The sequence below is a fragment of the Sphingosinicella xenopeptidilytica genome (assembly GCF_042676985.1).
GTDB lineage: Bacteria > Pseudomonadota > Alphaproteobacteria > Sphingomonadales > Sphingomonadaceae > Sphingosinicella > Sphingosinicella xenopeptidilytica.
The window spans coordinates 161,378-181,220 of sequence record NZ_JBHTIK010000012.1 but is presented as its reverse complement, the minus strand read 5'-3'; the positions used below and the strand labels follow the sequence as shown (position 1 = coordinate 181,220).

General features: G+C 64.9%; 18 protein-coding genes. 12 read left to right on the top strand and 6 right to left on the bottom strand.

What is annotated here, in order from left to right:
- Nucleotides 1-7: 7 nt before the first annotated feature.
- The 5 genes from ACFQ00_RS16420 to ACFQ00_RS16400 all read right to left on the bottom strand — a co-directional run bounded on the left by ACFQ00_RS16420 (nt 8) and on the right by ACFQ00_RS16400 (nt 7,772).
- Entirely contained in the window at nt 8-2,197 is a 2,190-nt protein-coding gene (locus ACFQ00_RS16420; RefSeq protein WP_381493270.1) for a TonB-dependent receptor, read from the bottom strand.
- A gap of 36 nt (nt 2,198-2,233) precedes the next feature.
- Nucleotides 2,234-3,382 carry a dipeptidase gene (locus ACFQ00_RS16415; protein WP_381493267.1) on the bottom strand — a complete coding sequence of 383 codons (1,149 nt, stop codon included), beginning with the start codon at nt 3,380-3,382 and terminating at the stop codon, nt 2,234-2,236.
- 84 nt (nt 3,383-3,466) lie between these two features.
- Nucleotides 3,467-4,750 (bottom strand): metal-dependent hydrolase family protein, encoded by a 1,284-nt coding sequence (locus ACFQ00_RS16410; RefSeq protein ID WP_381493264.1) that lies wholly within the window; start codon nt 4,748-4,750, stop codon nt 3,467-3,469.
- A 26-nt stretch (nt 4,751-4,776) separates the two neighbouring features.
- On the bottom strand, nt 4,777-5,787 hold the full coding sequence (locus ACFQ00_RS16405) for a dipeptide epimerase (RefSeq protein ID WP_381493261.1): 1,011 nt from the start codon (nt 5,785-5,787) through the stop codon (nt 4,777-4,779).
- Nucleotides 5,787-7,772: a serine hydrolase domain-containing protein gene (locus ACFQ00_RS16400; RefSeq protein ID WP_381493258.1), complete on the bottom strand. Its 1,986-nt coding sequence runs from the start codon at nt 7,770-7,772 to the stop codon at nt 5,787-5,789. The genes ACFQ00_RS16405 and ACFQ00_RS16400 overlap by 1 nt, the downstream gene beginning before the upstream one ends.
- Before the next feature lie 181 nt (nt 7,773-7,953).
- Here ACFQ00_RS16400 and ACFQ00_RS16395 point away from each other — a divergent pair, with 181 nt between their 5' ends.
- Genes ACFQ00_RS16395 through ACFQ00_RS16385 form a run of 3 tightly spaced genes read left to right on the top strand, consistent with a single transcriptional unit; the run spans nt 7,954 to nt 11,210 of the window.
- Entirely contained in the window at nt 7,954-8,598 is a 645-nt protein-coding gene (locus tag ACFQ00_RS16395; RefSeq protein WP_381493254.1) for a helix-turn-helix domain-containing protein, read from the top strand.
- 42 nt (nt 8,599-8,640) lie between these two features.
- A complete protein-coding gene (locus tag ACFQ00_RS16390) occupies nt 8,641-9,639 on the top strand; it encodes a ligase-associated DNA damage response exonuclease (RefSeq protein ID WP_381493250.1) in 999 nt (332 codons plus the stop codon).
- Nucleotides 9,639-11,210, top strand: coding sequence for a cisplatin damage response ATP-dependent DNA ligase (locus ACFQ00_RS16385; RefSeq protein WP_381493248.1), 1,572 nt, complete (start codon nt 9,639-9,641; stop codon nt 11,208-11,210). Before ACFQ00_RS16390 ends, ACFQ00_RS16385 begins: the two co-directional genes overlap by 1 nt.
- A gap of 9 nt (nt 11,211-11,219) precedes the next feature.
- Here the strand turns inward: ACFQ00_RS16385 and ACFQ00_RS16380 are convergent, their stop codons facing one another.
- The gene (locus ACFQ00_RS16380; RefSeq protein ID WP_381493245.1) at nt 11,220-11,798 is read right to left on the bottom strand and encodes a PadR family transcriptional regulator; all 579 of its coding nucleotides are present in this window, start codon (nt 11,796-11,798) and stop codon (nt 11,220-11,222) included.
- A 112-nt stretch (nt 11,799-11,910) separates the two neighbouring features.
- Here ACFQ00_RS16380 and ccoN point away from each other — a divergent pair, with 112 nt between their 5' ends.
- From ccoN to ACFQ00_RS16335, 9 genes are read left to right on the top strand one after another with little or no spacing between them, the layout of a single operon-like run.
- Entirely contained in the window at nt 11,911-13,569 is a 1,659-nt protein-coding gene (gene ccoN, locus ACFQ00_RS16375) for a cytochrome-c oxidase, cbb3-type subunit I (RefSeq protein WP_381493242.1), read from the top strand.
- A gap of 11 nt (nt 13,570-13,580) precedes the next feature.
- Nucleotides 13,581-14,315: a cytochrome-c oxidase, cbb3-type subunit II gene (ccoO, locus tag ACFQ00_RS16370; RefSeq protein WP_381493239.1), complete on the top strand. Its 735-nt coding sequence runs from the start codon at nt 13,581-13,583 to the stop codon at nt 14,313-14,315.
- Nucleotides 14,312-14,473, top strand: coding sequence for a cbb3-type cytochrome oxidase subunit 3 (locus ACFQ00_RS16365; RefSeq protein ID WP_381493236.1), 162 nt, complete (start codon nt 14,312-14,314; stop codon nt 14,471-14,473). The genes ccoO and ACFQ00_RS16365 overlap by 4 nt, the downstream gene beginning before the upstream one ends.
- A complete protein-coding gene (gene ccoP, locus ACFQ00_RS16360) occupies nt 14,466-15,401 on the top strand; it encodes a cytochrome-c oxidase, cbb3-type subunit III (RefSeq protein ID WP_381493234.1) in 936 nt (311 codons plus the stop codon). The genes ACFQ00_RS16365 and ccoP overlap by 8 nt, the downstream gene beginning before the upstream one ends.
- Complete coding sequence (gene ccoG / locus ACFQ00_RS16355) at nt 15,388-16,854, top strand: cytochrome c oxidase accessory protein CcoG (protein ID WP_381493231.1); 1,467 nt, start codon at nt 15,388-15,390, stop codon at nt 16,852-16,854. Before ccoP ends, ccoG begins: the two co-directional genes overlap by 14 nt.
- A complete protein-coding gene (locus tag ACFQ00_RS16350) occupies nt 16,851-17,318 on the top strand; it encodes a FixH family protein (RefSeq protein ID WP_381493227.1) in 468 nt (155 codons plus the stop codon). Before ccoG ends, ACFQ00_RS16350 begins: the two co-directional genes overlap by 4 nt.
- Nucleotides 17,315-19,450, top strand: a complete 2,136-nt coding sequence (locus ACFQ00_RS16345; RefSeq protein ID WP_381493224.1) for a heavy metal translocating P-type ATPase — start codon at nt 17,315-17,317, stop codon at nt 19,448-19,450. The genes ACFQ00_RS16350 and ACFQ00_RS16345 overlap by 4 nt, the downstream gene beginning before the upstream one ends.
- The gene (ccoS, locus tag ACFQ00_RS16340) at nt 19,447-19,602 is read left to right on the top strand and encodes a cbb3-type cytochrome oxidase assembly protein CcoS (protein ID WP_381493221.1); all 156 of its coding nucleotides are present in this window, start codon (nt 19,447-19,449) and stop codon (nt 19,600-19,602) included. The genes ACFQ00_RS16345 and ccoS overlap by 4 nt, the downstream gene beginning before the upstream one ends.
- Nucleotides 19,602-19,817 carry a hypothetical protein gene (locus ACFQ00_RS16335; protein ID WP_381493218.1) on the top strand — a complete coding sequence of 72 codons (216 nt, stop codon included), beginning with the start codon at nt 19,602-19,604 and terminating at the stop codon, nt 19,815-19,817. Before ccoS ends, ACFQ00_RS16335 begins: the two co-directional genes overlap by 1 nt.
- Nucleotides 19,818-19,843 lie beyond the last annotated feature (26 nt).

Below are 19,843 nucleotides of genomic sequence, written 5' to 3'. Positions count from 1 at the left end.
CTCTTGGCTAGAATGAAAGATCGAGTGCAACACCGACGGTTCGGGGCTGCAGCGGGGTTAGACCGATGACGTAGGCGCTACCGAGACCATCCGTGAGAATGTCACGCGTGATCGCAGCCTGCTTGTCGGTAACGTTGCGCGCATAGGCGCGGATCGTGATGCTCTCATCAAGCGTTAGGGCAGCGTTGAGATCGATCGCCGTATAGCGCTTCGCCCAGATAGCATTGGGATCGCTCGCCACCGCCGACAAGCGCCTGCCAGTATGGCGCAGGCCGCCACCAATCCGCAACGACGCTGTATCGTCGATGTCGAAGCTGTAGTCGACGGTCAGCGACCCGCTCCACTTCGGGATGCGGGGAAGGCGGTCGCCATCGAAGCCGCCAACCGACGGCGGTGTATCAGACGTGAGCTTCGCATCCGTATAGGCACCGGTCGCACCGAGCGTGAGACCAGGGGCGGGACGCCACTGAAGCGACGCCTCAAGACCCTGGCTACGTGCACTACCTGCGTTCGCGAGCCCGCTTACACCATCGAAGTCAACCGAGAGCTGGATATCCTTCCAGTCCATGTAAAAGGCTGCGAGGTCCAGCGTCACCGCACGATCGAACAGGATCGATTTAAGCCCTACCTCGTAGTTGACGAGCGAGTCCGACCCGACGGTTGGCTCGACACCCGGGAATGTGATGTTTGGCCCGCCGGGACGGTAGCCGCTTGCCACGCGGCCATAGATCATCGTGTCGTCGTTCACATGGAACTGCGGACTGATGCTGTAGGTGAGCACGCTTTCCGAGGAACGGCCAGGATCATTGGCAGTCGGTATGATTGCGCCTTCGCTGATCTGCCGGAACTTCTGTTTGTTCTTCGCCCAACGAAGACCGCCGGTAATGTCGAAGGAGTCGCTGAACCGGTATGTGACGTTACCGAACACTGCATATTCGCGGTACTTGCTCGGCAGCTCGGCGATCGCAAGCGGATCAAGGCCTGGGATCGAAGTGCCATCCATGAAATAGGAATTGACGAGCTGCTTGTTGTCGCTGTTCTCGTATGTGTAGAAGCCACCAACCATCCATTCGAAATTGCCGCTGCTCGGCGAGGTCAGACGAACTTCCTGCGTCCATTTCTTGAGATTCAGGCGCAGCGTAAAAGGCGCAAGCCCAGGCTCAGGGAGACCGAAAAGCGGGAACAACGTGCCGTAGAGGCGGCTCGCATCCTGAATCTGCAGGGTCTTCATGCGGCTGTATGTTGTTGCCGATGTCAACGTTGCAAAATCGAAATCATAGTCGATTGTCGAGGCGTAATACTGGACCTTCTTGCGGAACTTTTCATCAAGATAGTTCCAGTTCGACATGCCGTCACCGAGACGCTCGCCGGTTACGAGATCCTCGCGAACGTTCGCATTGCCGTCCGCGTCGATCGTCTGCCACATGCCTGAAAGGCGGACGGAAAGCGCTTCGTCCGGCTGCCACAACAGGCTGACACGCGCGCCTTCCTGCCAATAGCTGTTCTGGTCTTTCTTGCCGGTCTGGATGTTATCCACGTAACCCGGCGTATCGCGATAGGCGTAGCTGGCGCTGATGCCGAGCTTACCGGGAACGATTGCAGCATTGACCATACCCTGCACAGCGTAACCGACATCATTCGCATGATCGATTGTGAATACCTCTCCGCCAACTTTGCCGGAGAAACCGTCAAGGCTCGGCGTGATCGTCACGTACTTCAGAAGACCACCGATCGAGCTTGCACCGTAAAGCGTTCCCTGCGGACCACGCAGGACTTCAAGGCGCTGGATATCATAGGGTAGCAGGTCGAGCGCGAACACAGCGCTTCGCGCATAGAGGCTGCTCGATCCCACGGGTGCATCGTCGAGATAGGTACCAACTGTCTGGCTCGGGCCGACCGGAGCCACACCGCGCAGCGAGATCGTCGACTGGCCGGGAGTGCCGGAGCTATCGACTTGCAGACCGGGTGTGTACGCGCCAAAATCAACGAGTTGCACAGCGCCCGATTGTTGCAGTTTTTCGCCCGAAACAACGCTGATCGAGATCGGCACATCCTGCAGATTCTCGGTGCGCTTCTGCGCGGTCACAATGATTTCACCGGCTTCGGCATCGGCCTCCTGAGCCGACGCGAATGATGCCGAAAAGACAAGCCCCATGGCTGTCGTGGCGGTAAGTATGCCGCGCATATGTGTTGTCATTGTCCCAGTCCCTTTCCCTGATTTATCGCCTGAGCTTTATGCCCAGGTCGCTCCCAACAACCGCCGGAAGTTCCCCCCCAGGATGGCGGTGATGTTCTCGTTCGAATATTTGCGGCGGATGAGTTCCTCGGCGAGATCGTAGGTCTTCATCGGATGATCGAAACCGTCCGTGTCGATCTTGTCGCGGAACGCGTAGCTCGATTTGTAGCCGGCCTTCAGCATCGCATACTGATCGGCGGGCATGTCGTCGTAGCCGTTGAGATCCGCATCCGAACCGACGCCGACGTGATCGACGCCGATCAGCTTCACGACGTGATCGATGTGATCGACCATGTTCGCGATCGTCGTCGGTTCCTTTTCGCTCACGAACATGCGCACACCGGTGATGCCCATCACGCCACCCTTCGCGCCGAGCGCCTTGATCGCCTCGTCGGTCTTGACGCGCGGGTGATTGACAAGCGCACGGCAATTGCTGTGCGTGATCGCGATCGGCTTGGGTGAAATGGCGATGGCGTCGAGCGTCGTGCGGTCGCCGCAATGCGACACATCAACAAGCATTCCAACCTTGTTCATCGCCTCGATGATCGCGGCGCCGAAATCGGTGACGCCGCCGTCGACGCGCTCCGTGCTGCCCGAGCCGAGCAGGTTCTGGCTGTTGTACGTGAGCTGCGAGCAGCGCTGGCCGATCTCGTAGAAAGCCTTCACATCTTCCACCTTGCGGAAGTGCTCGGAATTCTGGACGCCCATGATGACGGCGCACTTGCCTTCACGCTTGGCGCGATCAAGATCCTCGGCCTTGCCGACGAGCGAGAACACGTGCGCATTGCGGCCCGCGAAACCCTGCCACGCAGCGATCCAGCCCAGCGTTTCGGCATAGGCATCCGGACCGCCCGTGCCGACGGCATTGTGGAAGCCGGTGATCCCGCTCGCGCGGAAATCGGCGGCATCCTTCTCGCTGAGCGGGTTGGCATAATATTCGGAGCGGAAATCGATCTTGAGCGGCGCAAGCATATCGATGACGAGCGATTGCTTGACGAGGTCCACAGCGCGCTTCGAATAGGCCTTCGTCGCCGCGGCGTGGGCGCGGAACATGCCCGAGTTGATCATGGGAAACCCGGTCACAGTGGCTGCTGCAACCGCGCCGCCGATCAGCTGACGCCGCGAAACCCCGGGCAATGTAGCCATCGCCTCTCTCCCTGCCTGAGTATTTATCCTGATCAGGATTATTAGTCCTGATCAGAAAATTGTCAATCAGGGATCACACGGCCGTCACTGAACAGGCTTGGCGACCGCCCCGCCCTTCATAACAAACGCCGTGGTTTCCAGCGCCCGAATGTTGGTGAGCGGATCGCCTTTCACGGCGACGATATCCGCCGCCTTGCCGGGCGCGAGCGTGCCGATCTCGCTGGTGAGACCGGCATGGTCCGCCGCCGAGACCGTCGCCGCGCGGATCGCTTCGAGCGGGGTGAGACCCGCTTCCACCATCAGCGCGAACTCCTGCGCGTTGTCGCCGTGGGCGGAGACGCCGGAATCGGTGCCGAACGCGATCTTCACGCCCGCCTTGTGCGCGCGGCGCAGCGCATCGATCATCAGCGGCCCGACCTGACGCGCCTTGGCGCGCACCGGCGCGGGCATCCATTCCGCCGTCTCGGCGCGCTTCTTCACCGTGTCGCCGGCGAGCAGCGTCGGCACGAGATAGCTGCCCTTCGCCTTGAAGAGCTTGATCGATTCAGCATCGAGGTAGGTGCCGTGCTCGACCGAATCGACCCCCGCACGGAGCGCCGCATTGACGCCGTCCGTACCATGCGCGTGCGCCGCCACCTTGCGGCCGAGCCGGTGTGCGGTTTCCACCAGCGAGGTGAGTTCCGCGTCGCTCATCTGTTGGCCAAGGCCAGCGGCGGTGTTGGACATGACGCCGCCCGTAGAAGCCGTCTTGATGACATCGGCGCCGCTCTGCACGGCCTGACGCACCGCGCGCGCGCAGTCGTCCGCACCCGAGCACAACGTCGGCGAGCGATAGAGATCGAGGATCTCCTGACGGTAGCCGTGAATATCGCCGTGGCCGCCATGCGCGGCGACGCCGCCTGCCGCAAGAATGCGGGGTCCCTCGACCTTGCCCGCAGCGATGGCATTGCGAAGCCCGTAGATGGCCTGCGGCTCGCCGCCGAGATCGATCACGGTCGTGAACCCGGCGCGCAGCGTGCGCCCGGCGTAGACGACACCGTCGAAGGCCGCATCCGTCGCCGATTTCGCGAGCGCGTCGTTGCGCTCGTTCGGCCCGGACTCGCCGGTGATGTGGACGTGACTGTCGATAAAGCCCGGCATCACGAACGCGTCGCGCAGATCGACGACTTTGCCCTCGCCCACATAGCCGTCGCGGATTTCGGCAATACGCCCATCCTTGACGACAATGGTTTTCGCCGTCTCGACCCGGCCGGTGCCGGGGTCGGCGAGCAGGCGACCCGCCTGAATGTAGGTTGCAGGGCTATCGGCCGCGGCCAGCGCCGGAGCCGTCGCGGTTGCAAGCAGCAGCCCGCAAAGAACAGACTTCATGATCTTCCCCCTCCAATCGGCTGCGTTCAGGCGTCCCGGCCCCAGACACTGTCCGGGCAGCGCACGTATCCGTCCTCGTAAACGACCCCCGGCTCGCGATCTTTCGCAAGGAAGATCGGCCCATCGAGATCGACGACATCGCAAAGCTGGCCGACGACGTAGGCGGGCGCCATCGCAAGGCTGGTGCTCACCATGTTGCCGACCATGACGCCGAGCCCGAGTTCGCGGGCCTTACGCGCCATCGCCAGACCTTCCGTAAGCCCGCCGCACTTGTCGAGCTTGATGTTGACGACGTTGAAGCGGCCGACGAGGCTGGGGACGTCGGCAAGCGTCAACACGCTTTCATCCGCGGCAATCGGGATCAGGCACGAGAAACCGTCGAGATCGGCCTCAGCGCCGCGGCGAAGGGGCTGCTCGAGCAGCTTCACGTCAGCCTCGACAAGCACCTCGACGAGCGCCGGGAGATCGGCAATGCCGAAGCCCTGATTGGCATCGACGCCGATCCAGCAATCGGGCCGCGCCGCACGCACGGCGCGAACACGGGCGATATCGTCTTCAAGGTCGCCGGTGAGCTTCAGTTTCAGGGCGCGGGCCTGCGCGTATCCAACCGTGGCCCCCTCCGCCATGACTTCGGGCGTATCCGCGCCAAGCGTCATGGTGGTGAGCAGCGGGCGCGAGGTTTCGAACCCCGCGATATCCCACACGCTGCGGCCCGTCTGCTTGGCTTCGAGCTCCCAGAGCGCGCAGTCGAGCGCATTGCGCGCGCCGCCTGCGGGCATCAGCGTCTGGAGACCGGCGCGGTCGATGCCGCGTTCGATCTCCGGACGGACGGCTTCGATGGCCTGCAGCATCTCAGGCACGTTATCATTGAGATAGTAGACGCCGGAAGCCTCTCCCCGTCCCGAATGGACGCCGTCGGAAAGCGTGACGACGACCAGATCGGAGTGGGTGAAGACGTGCCCCGAGATCCTGAACGGCTTCGCCAGGGGCAGGGATTCGACAGCAACTTCAAGAGAAAGGCTTCCGGCAACCGACATTAGAACTGAACTCCAAAGCTGATGAGATGGAAGGCGAACGCGGCCCACAGGATCACGACCGCGGCGATAAGGACAAGAATGCTCCACAGCTTAGAGAACCAGCCGCGACGACCCGTCCAGACGAGGAGCAGGTTCCATGCCGCGACGGCGACCATGCCGATGAAGCCAATCGTGCCGACGATCTGCAGCAGATAGACCGCCCAGTCCATAGCACCGCCAAGCAGACTGAAGTCCGACATCATCGAGGCGATCGTTGCCGCCCAGCCGATGAGCACCAGCGTCACCACCGCGGCGAAACCGCGAACGAGACGGAATGCCTTCAGCTCCTTGCCGGCAAGGGCCAGCTTTGCGCCGTAACGGCGGCGCACAATGGCGCCGATCGGCCACGACAGCGCGGTGAGGCCGAGGATCGCGAGACCCGCGAGCACGCCGGGTGTCAACCAGCCGGGCGAGGCATACCACACCGGGCGCTGCAGCATCATGATCGCCGAGATGGCATCGATGCTGACCCAATCGACCTTGCCGTCCACGAGTTTTGCGGCAAGGCGTCCGTGGCCACCGACCTCTTCCCAGACGAAGGGCGCGGTTTCCACCCACTTCGAATCCTCGCCGCCGATGTTCTTGAACGGCAGGACGAGATTGCCCTTGTCGTCGACGCCGATCTTCATGCCACCCGCAAGGTCGAGCGCCTTCATGAAGCTCGATTCCGGCCGGCGCGAGCTGATGTATGTGCCCGCCAGCATCTTGGCATGCTCGGCCGCGGTCTTTTCATCGACGCCAGCCTTGATCGTGCGCTCCATCGGGAAATACCGATCGGCGAAACCTTCGAACAGCGTGCTGCGGATTGGGCTCGTCACCCCCTCCTTGCCTGAGCTGTTCATCGAAATGTAGATGCCCACGTTCTCTTTCGGGAACAGCATCAGATCGGAATGGAACCACTGCGTATCGCCGCCGTGGCCGATCGCCATCTGCCCATTGATCTGCTGTTCGTAGAAGCCGAGCGCCATGCGGTTGAGCGGCGGCAGGATGGTGAGCGTCGTGGTGTGCATCAGCTTCGCGGTTTCGGGCGAAAGCAGCGGTCCGCCGTTCGCGAGGTGCGCGATCATGAACTTGCCCATGTCCGCGCCGGTCGAAGCGAGGCTACCGGCCGGTGCAGCATCAATAACTTCGTACGGCTTCGGATCGCCAGAGGCGGTCGCATAGCCTTTCGACATCAGCGGCTTCAGCTTTTCCGGAAGCGGCTGGCGGAAGCTGGAATGCTCCATGCCGATCCGGCCGAAGATGTTCTGGTCGATGTAGTCATCGAACGACATACCCGACGTTCGCTCCACGATGTACCCGGCGAGCGCGGTGGCATAGTTGGAATAGGCGGGCGTCGTGCCCGGTGCGAAGATGCGGTGCGGCGTCCACCGCTTCAGCGTTTCGCCGAGAGGCGCGCCTTTCTCTTTGGCAGAGATCAACCCACGCACCGCCTCTTCGAAGCCGGCCGTATGCGTCATGATGTTGCGCAGCGTCACCGGCTTGCCTTCATAGGCCGGGATCTTGAAATCGAGGTAGGTGTTGACGTCGGCGTCGAGGTCGAGCTTGCCCTCCTGGACGAGCTGCATCACCGCCGTCCACGTGAACAGCTTCGACACCGAACCCGGACGGAACATCGTCTTTTCCGGGTCGACCGGCGTGCGCTTCGCGACATCCGAATAGCCATAGCCGCGCTGCGTGAGGACCTGGCCGTCCTTCACGACGACGACGACAGCACCCGCGACGGCACCGCGTGCCAGCGCATAAGGCATGTAGCCATCGAGCCATGCATCGACATCGGCCTTGGTAAGCGCCGGCGCGCTCGGCACCGGGATCGGCACGGCGGGCGCCGAAGCCGTCACCGGCAAGGGATTGACGGGTACGGGCGCAGGCGCGGGCTGCGCCAGCGCGGGCTGGGCGATCAGGGCGACCGCTCCTGCAAACAGAGATTTCAGTGAACCTCGCATATTCCCCCTCCAGAACTCATGTTGCCGCAGAGCAGCATGTTGGATTGCGTGTTCAACGCGGACGAGATACCGTGCGCGCGAACACGTTGTTTTGTCCCATGCAGGCAATAATGATCCTATTTAGAGAATTGTCAAACGGCATGATGCGAGAGAAACCGTCGCGCAGCGCGGGAGTGCCGGCATGAAACCGGATAAACCGACCCTCGGCACGCTGCTGCGCGGCCTGCGCACCCGCAACGACTGGACGCTGAAGGAAATGAGCGAGCGGAGCGGCATCCCCGTCTCCACGCTCTCCAAGGTCGAACACGACCGCCTGACGCTGACCTACGACAAGCTCCTGCAGCTCAGTCAGCGCCTCAACATCCGCATGTCGGAGCTGTTTGCCGAGGAAGACCCGCAGGAGGCCGCCGCCGTCACCGGGCGGCGCAGCATCGGCAGCCAGGACCGCGCGATCCGCGTGAAGACGAACAACTACGACTACTTCTACCTGTGCACCGAGCTCCGGCGGAAGCGGATGATCCCGCTGGTGACGCGTATCCGGGCCAAATCCGTGAAGGAGTTCGGCGAGTTGGTGCGGCACCCCGGCGAGGAGTTCGTCTACGTCATCGAAGGCCGCATGGTCGTCCACACCGAGTATTACGACCCGATCGTGATCGAGGCCGGCGAATCGATCTACCTCGATTCGAGCATGGGCCATGCCTACGTCGTCGGCGAAGGCTGCGAAGAGGCGCTTACCATCGGCGTCTGCTCGGCCGCCGAGGGCGACCTCATGGATTCGCTGATGAGCCTGCATGGCGAGGAACCGGGCGGCATCCACAAGCTCTGAGGCGCAAAGGAACTTTCCGGCGCCTTCACCCATATAGCGGGTATGGCAATCCGCTTTTCATGGATCGAAGCCCACCCGACAGGCATTTATCTGCCCTCGGCGGACGCATGGATCGATCCCGCCACCCCCGTCGACCGGGCGATCATCACCCACGGCCATTCGGATCATGCGCGCGGCGGCCACCGCGCCGTGCTCGCGACACGCGAGACGCTCGCGATCATGGAATGCCGCTATGGACCCCAATCGGGCCAAGGACTCGGCTACGGTGAAGTCATTCGCATCGGCGACGTCGACCTGCGGCTTGTGCCCGCTGGACACGTGCTGGGATCGGCGCAGGCGGTGCTGGAGCGCCGCGGGGAACGTGTGGTTGTCTCCGGCGACTACAAGCGCCGCCCCGATCCCACATGCGTGCCCTTCGAGCCCGTACCCTGCGACGTGTTCGTTACCGAGGCGACCTTCGCGCTGCCCGTGTTCCGACACCCCCCGATCGGCGGCGAGATCGCCAGGCTGCTCGCGGCGCAACAGGCGCAACCGGACCGGGCGGTCCTGATCGGCGCCTATGCGCTCGGCAAGGCGCAGCGCGTGATTGCGGAGCTGAGGCGCCACGGCCACGATCGCCCGCTGTTCATCCACGGTGCTCTCCAGCGCCTGTGCGACCTCTATCGGGAACTCGGCGTCACGCTCGGCGAGCTTCTTCCCATTTCCGGCTTGAAGCCCGCTGCGCTTGCGGGCGAGATCGTTCTTGCACCGCCCTCGGCGCTGAACGACCGCTGGTCGCGGCGGCTGCCCGATCCCATCACGGCCATGGCGAGCGGGTGGATGCGCGTGCGTCAGCGCGCGCGGCAGCGGGGCGTCGAGATGCCGCTCGTGATTTCCGACCATGCCGATTGGGACGAGCTGACCACAACGATCCGCGAGATCGCGCCGCGCGAGGTCTGGGTAACGCACGGCCGGGAGGATGCGCTCGTTCACTGGTGCCGCGAGCAGCAGATCCCCGCGCGCGAACTCGCGCTCATCGGCCGCGAGGACGAAGACGACTGATGCAGGCGTTCTCGCAGCTGCTCGACAGCCTCATCTACACGCGTTCGCGAAACGCCAAGCTCGATCTGATCGGCGCTTACCTCAAGGCGGCACCGGACCCGGATCGCGGCTGGGCACTCGCCGCGCTTACGGGCGATCTCTCGCTCCCTGCCGTGCAGCCCAGCATCATCCGCGCGCTGGTCTCCGAGCGTGTCGACCCGGTGCTCTTCGGGCTCAGCTACGACTATGTCGGCGATCTCGCGGAAACCGTGGCGCTGATCTGGCCGGGCGCGGACATGCCGGACGCTGCGCCGCCGCGGCTTTCCGAGGTGGTGAACGAACTGCAGCTTCTGACACGCGCGCAGGCGCCCGCGGTGATGACGCGGCTGCTCGATCGTCTCGACGCCAACGCGCGCTTCGCGCTGCTCAAACTCGCGACCGGCGGGATGCGCGTCGGCGTCTCGGCGCGGCTGGCCAAGACCGCATTTGCCGAAGCCTTCGCGCTCGATGCCGATGATGTGGAGGAGGTCTGGCACGCCGTCTCGCCGCCCTACACCGCTCTGTTCGCCTGGGCGGACGGCAACGGCCCGCGCCCCGCGCCCGAAGACGCGCCGGTGTTCCGTCCGTTCATGCTCGCCCACCCGCTCGAAGACCGGGACGTCGACCTCTCGGACTATGCCGCCGAATGGAAGTGGGACGGTATCCGCGTGCAGCTCGTGCACGTCGGCGGCGAAACGCGGCTCTACAGCCGTGCGGGCGACGACATCACGCGAAGCTTCCCCGATGTCGCGGAAAGCTACCGGACACCGGGGGTGCTTGACGGCGAACTGCTCGTGCGCGGAGACGTTCAGGGCGGCGATGCCGCGAGCTTCAACGCACTGCAGCAACGGCTCGGCCGCAAGACCGTCTCACCCGCAATGCTGAGGGACTTCCCCGCCTTCGTCCGGCTCTATGACATCCTCTTCGACGGCGCCGAAGACCAGCGCCCGCAGCCGTGGACGCAGCGGCGTATCCGGCTGGAAACCTTCATGTCGCGGCTGGACCGCGACCGTTTCGATCTGTCGCCGCTCGTCGACGTCCCCGATTTCGCTGCGCTCGAAGAGCTGCGCCTCGGCGCACGCGATGCCGCGATCGAAGGCCTGATGCTGAAGCGGCGGGATAGCCCCTATGTCTCCGGTCGCCGCGTCGGGCTCTGGTACAAGTGGAAGCGCGATCCGCTCGTCGCGGACTGCGTGATGATGTACGCGCAGCGGGGGCACGGAAAGCGATCGAGCTATTATTCCGACTACACGTTCGGCTGCTGGACCGAGGACGGCGAGTTGCTGCCGGTCGGCAAGGCCTATTCAGGCTTCACCGACGAGGAGCTGATCATGCTCGACCGCTTCGTGCGCAACAACACCGTCGCACGCTTCGGACCCGTGCGCGAGGTGGAGAAGACACTGGTTCTGGAGGTCGCCTTCGATTCGATCCACGCCTCGAAGCGACACAAGTCCGGCCTCGCCATGCGGTTCCCCCGCATCAGCCGCATACGCACCGATAAGCCCGCCGCCGAAGCCGACCGCATCGAAACACTGCGCCGCATGGTGCGCTGAGCCGCCGCCTCAGCTTTCCAAAGCCTCCAGCGCGCGGATCGTGTCGTCGCACCATGCGATCTGCGTGCGGGCGCCGCGAATGCCGAAATCGAGCGGCGCAAGCAGGTAGATCAGCGTTCTGCCGGTGCGCCCGGCGCGGATCGCATCGTCGTAGCCCGCGCGGAACGCCTCGAAAGTGGCGAGTTCCCGGGCAAGCTGACGCCGGTAATCCGCAAGGTGCGCGATGCTCACATCGGGCGCGACATGGCGGCCGAAGAACAGCTTCAGCAGATATTCGTTGCGGATGCCCGCACTTGAAACAGGCGCTGCGAGCCAGTCCTTCAAGGCTTCTTGGCCGGTTTCGGTGATCGCGTACTTGCGACTCTGCCGCCGTCCACGACCTTCCGCGCCCACGCAGGCCACCAGTCCCTCGGCCTCCAGCTTCTGCAGGATCGGGTAGATCTGGCCGAAGCTCTCGTTCCAGAAATAGCTGGTGCTGCGCCCGATCGCCTTCTTGATGTCGTAGCCCGAACGCGGCCCGCCCGCGAGAAAGCCGAGCACGGCGAAGGCCGATCGGTTCTTGCCCAGGCGCTTTGCGGCGTTCGTCATCTTGCGGGACGTCTCCGGTTATTTGACGCAGGTCAAGGTATTGCCGGTCAAACAGGACCATGGCAGCCTCAGAACTGCGGCATTCATGCCGACAAAACGGCGGGGACCGGTTATGGAATCACTTACTTTCAAGGCCTTCGGCTGGCTGGGTGCAGCGCTTGTCGCGATCATCGCGATCGCACTTTCGGCCGATCAGGGATTTGCGATCCACATGGCGATCGTCGCGGCGGCGGCCCTGCTTGCGCTCGCGGCGACGCTGTCGGGTGCGGACTATGCGTCCGCCGCGCGCGGTATCCTGAAGACACCGGTCGACACCGGCCGGTACGACGACGATCCCATCCGCTGGGGTGTGATCGCGACGGTATTCTGGGGCGTGGTCGGCTTCCTCGCCGGCCTCTACATCGCGCTCCAGCTCGCCTTCCCGGTCCTCAATCTCGGTTTTGAATACACCACGTTCGGCCGGTTGCGGCCGCTGCACACATCGGCGGTGATCTTCGCGTTCGGCGGCAACGCCCTGATCGCGACGAGCTTCTACGTCGTGCAGCGTACCTGCCGCGCCCGGCTGGCGCTGCCCGGCCTCGCCCGCTTCGTGTTCTGGGGCTACCAGCTCTTCATTGTGCTCGCCGCCACCGGCTACGTGCTCGGCATCACCGAGGCGCGCGAGTACGCCGAGCCGGAATGGTACGTCGACCTGTGGCTCACGATCGTCTGGGTCGCCTATCTCGCGGTGTTCGTCGGCACGATCCTGAAGCGCCGCGAACCGCACATCTACGTGGCGAACTGGTTCTACCTCGCCTTCATCATCACCATCGCGATGCTGCACATCGTAAACAATCTGTCGATGCCGGTCAGCCTGTTCGGTTCCAAGAGCTACAGCGCCTTCGCGGGCGTGCAGGATGCGCTCACCCAGTGGTGGTACGGCCACAACGCGGTGGGCTTCTTCCTCACTGCCGGCTTCCTCGCGATGATGTACTACTTCGTGCCGAAGCAGGCGGAACGGCCGGTCTATTCCTACCGGCTTTCCATCATCCACTTCTGGTCGCTCATTTTCCTCTACATCTGGGCGGGTCCGCACCACCTCCATTACACGGCGCTGCCCGACTGGGCGCAGACGCTGGGCATGGTCTTCTCGATCATGCTGTGGATGCCGAGCTGGGGCGGCATGATCAACGGCCTGATGACGCTGAACGGCGCCTGGGACAAGATCCGCACTGACCCGATCATCCGCATGATGGTGATGGCGCTCGCCTTCTACGGCATGAGCACCTTCGAAGGCCCGATGCTGTCCATCAAGGCGGTGAACAGCCTGTCGCACTACACAGACTGGACCATCGGCCACGTCCACTCCGGCGCGCTCGGCTGGAACGGCATGATCACCTTCGCGGCGATCTACTACCTGACGCCGCGCCTGTGGAACCGCCAGCGGCTCTATTCGCTGCGCATGGTCAACTGGCACTTCTGGCTCGCGACCGTGGGCATCGTGCTCTACGCCTCGTCGATGTGGGTCGCCGGCATCATGCAGGGCCTGATGTGGCGCGAATACGGTGACGACGGTTACCTCGTGTACGCCTTCTCCGAGGTCACCGCGGCAATGCTGCCGATGTACCTGATCCGCGCCGCCGGCGGCATCCTCTACCTCGCCGGTTCGCTGGTCATGGTCTGGAACGTCTGGCTGACCATCGCCGGCAAGCTCCGCGAGGAGAAGCCGATGACCGAAACCCCGTATGACGCCGCGGCGGACCGTCCGCTCGCCCCGCAGCCCGCAGAGTAAGGACGCGCGCAATGGCATCCCGTTTCTTCGATCACAAACGCCTCGAAAAGAACGTCACCCTGCTCGGCGTCGGCGCGCTCATCGTCGTCGCCATCGGCGGCATCGTGGAGATCGCACCGCTCTTCTGGATCGACTCCACGATCGAGAAGGTGGAGGGCGTGCGTCCCTACACGCCGCTCGAGCTTGCGGGCCGCAACATCTACATCCGCGAGGGCTGCTACAACTGCCACAGCCAGATGGTGCGCCCGTTCCGCGACGAGGTGGAGCGCTACGGCCACTACAGCCTCGCGGCGGAAAGCATGTACGACCACCCGTTCCAGTGGGGCTCCAAGCGCACGGGGCCGGACCTCGCGCGCGTCGGCGGACGCTATTCGGACGAGTGGCACGTGCAGCACCTCGTCGATCCGCGCTCGGTGGTGCCGGAATCGATCATGCCGCCCTACGCGTTCCTGAAGGAGCGCCCGCTGAAGGCCGGCGACATGACGAAGCACCTCACTGCGCTCAGCCGTGTCGGCGTTCCCTACAGCGAAGAGGCGATCAAGGCCGCGAACGACGATCTCAAGCTCCAGACGGACGAGTTCGGCGATCTCGAAGCCTTCAGCAAGCGCTACCCCAAGGCGCAGGTCCGCGATTTCGACGGCAATCCCAAGCAGATCACCGAGATGGACGCGCTTGTCGCCTATCTGCAGATGCTCGGCACGCTGGTCGACTTCCAGGCCGCCGCGCCGCAGGAGCAGCCGCGATGAATTACGACACGCTCCGCCACCTCGCGGACAGCTGGGGCCTCGTCTTCATGGGCGTGACGTTCCTGGTCCTCGTCGGCTGGACCTTCCGCCCGAAGGCGCGGGACAATCACAAGCGCGCCGCCAACATGATTTTCGATCAGGACGACCACAATGTCTGACAACAAGCGCATCGACGAGCCGACCGGCACCGAAACCGTCGGCCACGAATGGGACGGCATCGAGGAACTCGATACCCCGCTTCCCCGCTGGTGGCTGTGGACCTTCTACATCACGATCGTGTGGGCGCTGATCTACACGATCCTGTTCCCGGCATGGCCGCTTGTGGAGCGCGCCACGGCGGGCGTGCTCGGCTGGTCGAGCCACGGTGAGCTCAACAAGGAGCTCGCCGCCGCCGACGCCAAGCTGCTGCCGATCCGCGAGGCGATCGGCCGCACGCCGGTGGAAAACATCCCGAACGATCCCGAACTGCTGCGGGCGGCCGTCGCGGGCGGGCAATCGACCTTCAAGGTCTATTGCGTGCAGTGCCACGGCTCCGGCGCGGCAGGCGGCAAGGGCTACCCGAACCTCAACGACGACGACTGGCTGTGGGGCGGCGACATCAACGCCATCCACTACACGATCGAGCACGGCATCCGGAATCCGGACCACGACGAGACGCGGCTGTCGATGATGCCCGCGTTCGGCCGCGACGGCATCCTGACGCCCGCGCAGATCAGCAACGTCGTCAGCTACGTGCAACTCCTCTCCGGGGAGGGCAAGGCATCGAACGCGACCGCGCGCGGTGCGCAAATCTACGCCGAAAACTGCGTGAGCTGCCACGGCGCCGAAGGCAAGGGTGACCGCGTGCAGGGCGCGCCCGACCTCACCGACGCGATCTGGCTCTATGGCGGCGACCGCGACACGCTCATCGCGACCGTCACCAACAGCCGTCAGGGCGTGATGCCGCGCTGGGGCAATCGCCTCGACCCGGCAACCGTGAAGATGCTCGCCACCTACGTGCATTCGCTGGGCGGCGGCGAGGCCACCGTGGTTGCGGCGGCAGAGCCCGCGCCGGCCGCGGGCGGAGCGGAAAATGTCGCACCCTGAAGACCTGAAGAGCCTCAAGCCTTCGCTCTACGAGGCTCGGAAGGGCGTCTACCCCAAGGCGGTCGACGGCACCTTCCGGCGCCTCAAATGGGCGATCATGGCGATCACGCTCACGATCTACTACGTGACGCCGTGGCTGCGCTGGGATCGCGGGCCCTACGCCCCCGATCAGGCCGTGCTCGTCGATCTCGCGCACCGCCGTTTCTACATGTTCTCGATCGAGATCTGGCCGCACGAATTCTACTACGTCGCGGGCCTGCTCATCATGGCCGGCATCGGCCTGTTCCTCGTCACGTCCACGGTCGGCCGCGCGTGGTGCGGCTATGCCTGTCCGCAGACGGTGTGGACCGATCTTTTCCTCCACGTCGAGCGCTTCATCGATGGCGACCGCAATGCACAGATCCGCCTGAAGAAGGCGCCGATGGGCGCGACCAAGCTCGGCAAGCGCACCGCGAAATATGCGATCTGGCTGGCGATCGCGATGGCGACCGGCGGCGCGTGGATTTTCTATTTCGCCGATGCGCCAACACTGCTGCGCGACCTGTTCACCGGCGATGCGCCATACGTCGCCTATGCGACCATCGGCGTCCTCACCGCCACCACCTTCATTTTCGGCGGCTTCATGCGCGAGCAGGTGTGCATCTACATGTGCCCGTGGCCGCGTATCCAGACCGCGCTGATGGACGAGAAATCGCTCACCGTCACCTACAAGGACTGGCGCGGCGAACCGCGCACGCACGGCATCAAGAAGGCGCAGGCCGAGATCGCCGATTTCGACAAGATCGGCGATTGCATCGATTGCGAACAGTGCGTCTCCGTGTGTCCCACCGGTATCGACATCCGCGAAGGGCCGCAGATCGGCTGCATCACCTGCGCGCTCTGCATCGACGCGTGCGACAAGGTGATGACGCAGATCGGACGGCCCCGAGGCCTCATCGACTACGTCACCGAGGAAAGCGCCGATCTGGAGAAGGCGGGCAAGCCGCCGAAACCCGTGATCCGCACGCTGCTTCGCCCGCGCACGATCGCCTATTTCATGCTGTGGGGCAGCATCGGCCTTGCCATGCTGTTCGTGCTCGGCCAGCGCACGCGCATCGACATCAGCGCGCAGCAGGATCGCAACCCGCTGTTCGTGCGCCTCTCCGACGGGCACATCCGCAATGCCTATACGGTCAAGGTCCGCAACATGGAAAACCGGCCGCGCGAGGTCGAGATCGGCCTTGAAGGCCTGCCGGACGCGATCATGTGGACGGCGGAAGGCACACGCGATACCGGCAGCCGCACGGTGACGGTTGCGACGCCCGCCGATGCTGTCGCGAAGACCCGCATCTTCGTCGCCGCGCCCGCCGCGGGCGAGCCGCGCAAGGACATCGTGTTCACCGTCCGCGGCCTTGACGCCAAGGGCGGCGAGGACAAGACGCAGGTGTTCTTCGACCGGGAGGCCGCACAATGAATGATCGCCCCGTCAGACGCTTCACCGGCCGCCACATGTGGCTGATCATGATCGCCTTCTTCGGCACGGTGATCGCCGTGAACGTGACGATGGCGATGTTCGCAACGGGCACGTTCGGGGGCACGGTCGTCGACAATTCCTATGTCGCCAGCCAGAAGTTCAACGGCTGGCTGGAAGAAGCCCGCGCACAGGAAAAGCTCGGCTGGTCGCTGGGGCTGACGATGGCTGAAGACCGTCATCCGATAATCGCGGCCGCCGCCGGCGAGACCCCGCTTGCCGGCGCTGTCGTCACCGCAACCGCGAAACACCCCGTGGGCCGCGCGCCCGATATCGCGCTCACCTTTACGGAAGTGGCCCCCGGGCAGTTCCGCGCGGCGCAGCCGCTCCCCGCCGGGCGCTGGAACATCCACATGGAAGCCGCTCGTGACGGCGCCGTGCTGCGCCGGATCGCCAGCCTTTCATGAAGCACGAAACGCCCGTTCCGGCCGCCGGTGCAGCGATGCCGATGAAGACCTCGGTCTTCGCCGTGCCGGGTATGCGCTGCGCGGGCTGCATCTCCAAGCTGGAGAAGGGGCTTTCAGGCGTCGAGGGCATTGCCGCGGCACGCGTCAATTTCGGCGCGAAGCGCGTCACGCTCACGCATGATCCGGCGTTCGACGAACCGGCGCTCAAAGCCGTGATCGGCAAGGTCGGCTTCGATGCTGAGCCGCTGCCCAACGATCTCGTGGAAACCGGAGACAGCGAAAGCCGCATGTTGCTGCGCGCGATGGCGGTCGCCGGGTTCGCGGCGATGAACATCATGCTGCTGTCGGTTTCCGTGTGGTCGGGCGCCGAAGGGGCGACGCGCGACATGTTCCACTGGCTGTCTGCGCTGATCGCGATCCCCACGATCGCCTATTCGGGCCGGCCCTTCTTCCGCTCCGCACTCGGCGCACTTCGGCGCGGGCGCACCAACATGGACGTGCCGATCTCGATCGGCGTGCTGCTCGCCACCGGGCTCAGCCTGTTCGAAACCGCGATCAGCGGCCCCCACGCCTATTTCGACGGCGCGGTGATGCTGCTGTTCTTCCTGCTCACCGGCCGCTGGCTCGACAGCGTGATGCGCGACCGCGCACGCGGCGGCGTCACGCAGCTTCTCCGGCAGACGGCGCCCGGCGCCTATGTGATCGGCGAGGACGGCCGCCATCGCTGGTGCGAGGCGCGGGCGCTCGCGCCCGGGATGCGGATGCACGTCGCCGCGGGTGAGCGCCTCGCCGCGGACGGCATCATCGAAGACGGCACCAGCGCATTCGACCTCTCGCTGCTGACGGGCGAAAGCGCGCCGCAGACGCGCAGCACGGGCGACGCCGTGCTTGCGGGCACGCTCAATCTCGGCGCACCCGTCGTGGTGCGCGCCAGCGCCGTGGGCGCCGACACCGCCATCGCCGACATTGCGCGGCTGATGGAAAGCGCGGGCCAGTCCCGTTCGCGCTACGTGCGCGTCGCGGACCGGGCCGCCCGCTGGTATGCGCCCGCCGTGCACACGCTCGCCGCGCTCTCCTTCGCGGGCTGGATGCTCGCGGGCGCGGGCTGGCACCATTCGCTCGTCATCGCGGTTGCCGTGCTCATCATCACCTGCCCCTGCGCGCTCGGCCTTGCCGTGCCCGCCGCGCAGATCGTCGCGTCCGGCGCGCTGATGCGGCGCGGCGTGCTGGTGAAGGACGGCAGCGCGCTCGAGCGCCTGTCCGAAGTCACCACCGCCGCCTTCGACAAAACGGGCACGCTGACGCTCGGCCGCCCGGTGCTGGTCAACCCCGATGTCGTGCGCGAGGCCGATGCGCCCGTGCTGCTGGCACTCGCCTCCGCAAGCCGCCACCCGCTCGCCGACGCCGTCCGCAGGCATTTCGAGGGAACCGGTATCGTTCCCGCCGTGCTCACCGATGTAACCGAGACGCCGGGCGAAGGCGTCACCGGCCGCTATCGCGGGCACGACGCACGACTCGTCCGCCCCTCGGCCTCCGGCGACACCGGCATGGCGAGCCGTTTCACCATCGGGGCCGGCACCGACGTGCTGCTCCGCTTCGAGGACGCACTGCGCCCCGATGCACGCGCCACGATCCATCAGCTCGGCGCGCTCGGCATTGATTCCTCGATCCTTTCCGGCGACCGCACCGAAGCCGTCGCGGACACGGCGGCGGCGATCGGGATCGGCGCCGTGGCGGCGCTGACACCGGCAGGCAAGCTCGGCCTCATCCGCGCGATGACCGAGGAAGGCGACAAGGTCCTGATGGTCGGCGACGGCCTCAACGACGGCCCCGCACTCGCCGCCGGCCACGTCTCTATGGCGCCCGGCTCGGCGAGCGATGTCGGCCAGAACGCCGCCGACGCCGTGTTCCTCGGGGACAGCCTCGCCCCCGTCGCCGCCGCGATCCGCGCTGCGCGGCGGACGATGGCGGTGGTTCGGCAGAACTTCGCGCTCGCGATCGGCTACAACGTCATCGCCGTGCCGCTCGCCGTGATGGGCCACGTGACGCCGCTGATCGCCGCGCTCGCCATGTCGGGCTCGTCGGTCATCGTCATCGCCAATGCGCTCAGGCTTCGGAACGCGGCGGAATGAACGGCCTCGTCGTCCTCATTCCCGTCGCGCTCGGGCTCGGGCTTGCCGGACTCGCGGCCTTCTTCTGGTCGGTGCGTTCCGGTCAGTTCGAGGATCTGGACGGCGCTGCCGTGCGCGTGCTCCTCGATGACGACGAGGAGGAGGCAGAGTGATGCGCGGCCTGATGCCCATGCTGCTCGCCGCGTTCGCGATGGCCGCGCCCGATGCGGCGCTCGGTTCGCAGCGGATGATGGAAATCTGCAGCAGCAATGGCGCCCGCAAGATCATCGTCGTCGAGGGCGATCCATCCGCGCCACAGAATACGCCGCATTGCGATCGCAAGGCCTGCCACGCTGCGTGCCAGCGAAAGCTCTTCGGGCAGCGCTGATTGCCGGTAGCGCGTAGCGCCGCCCC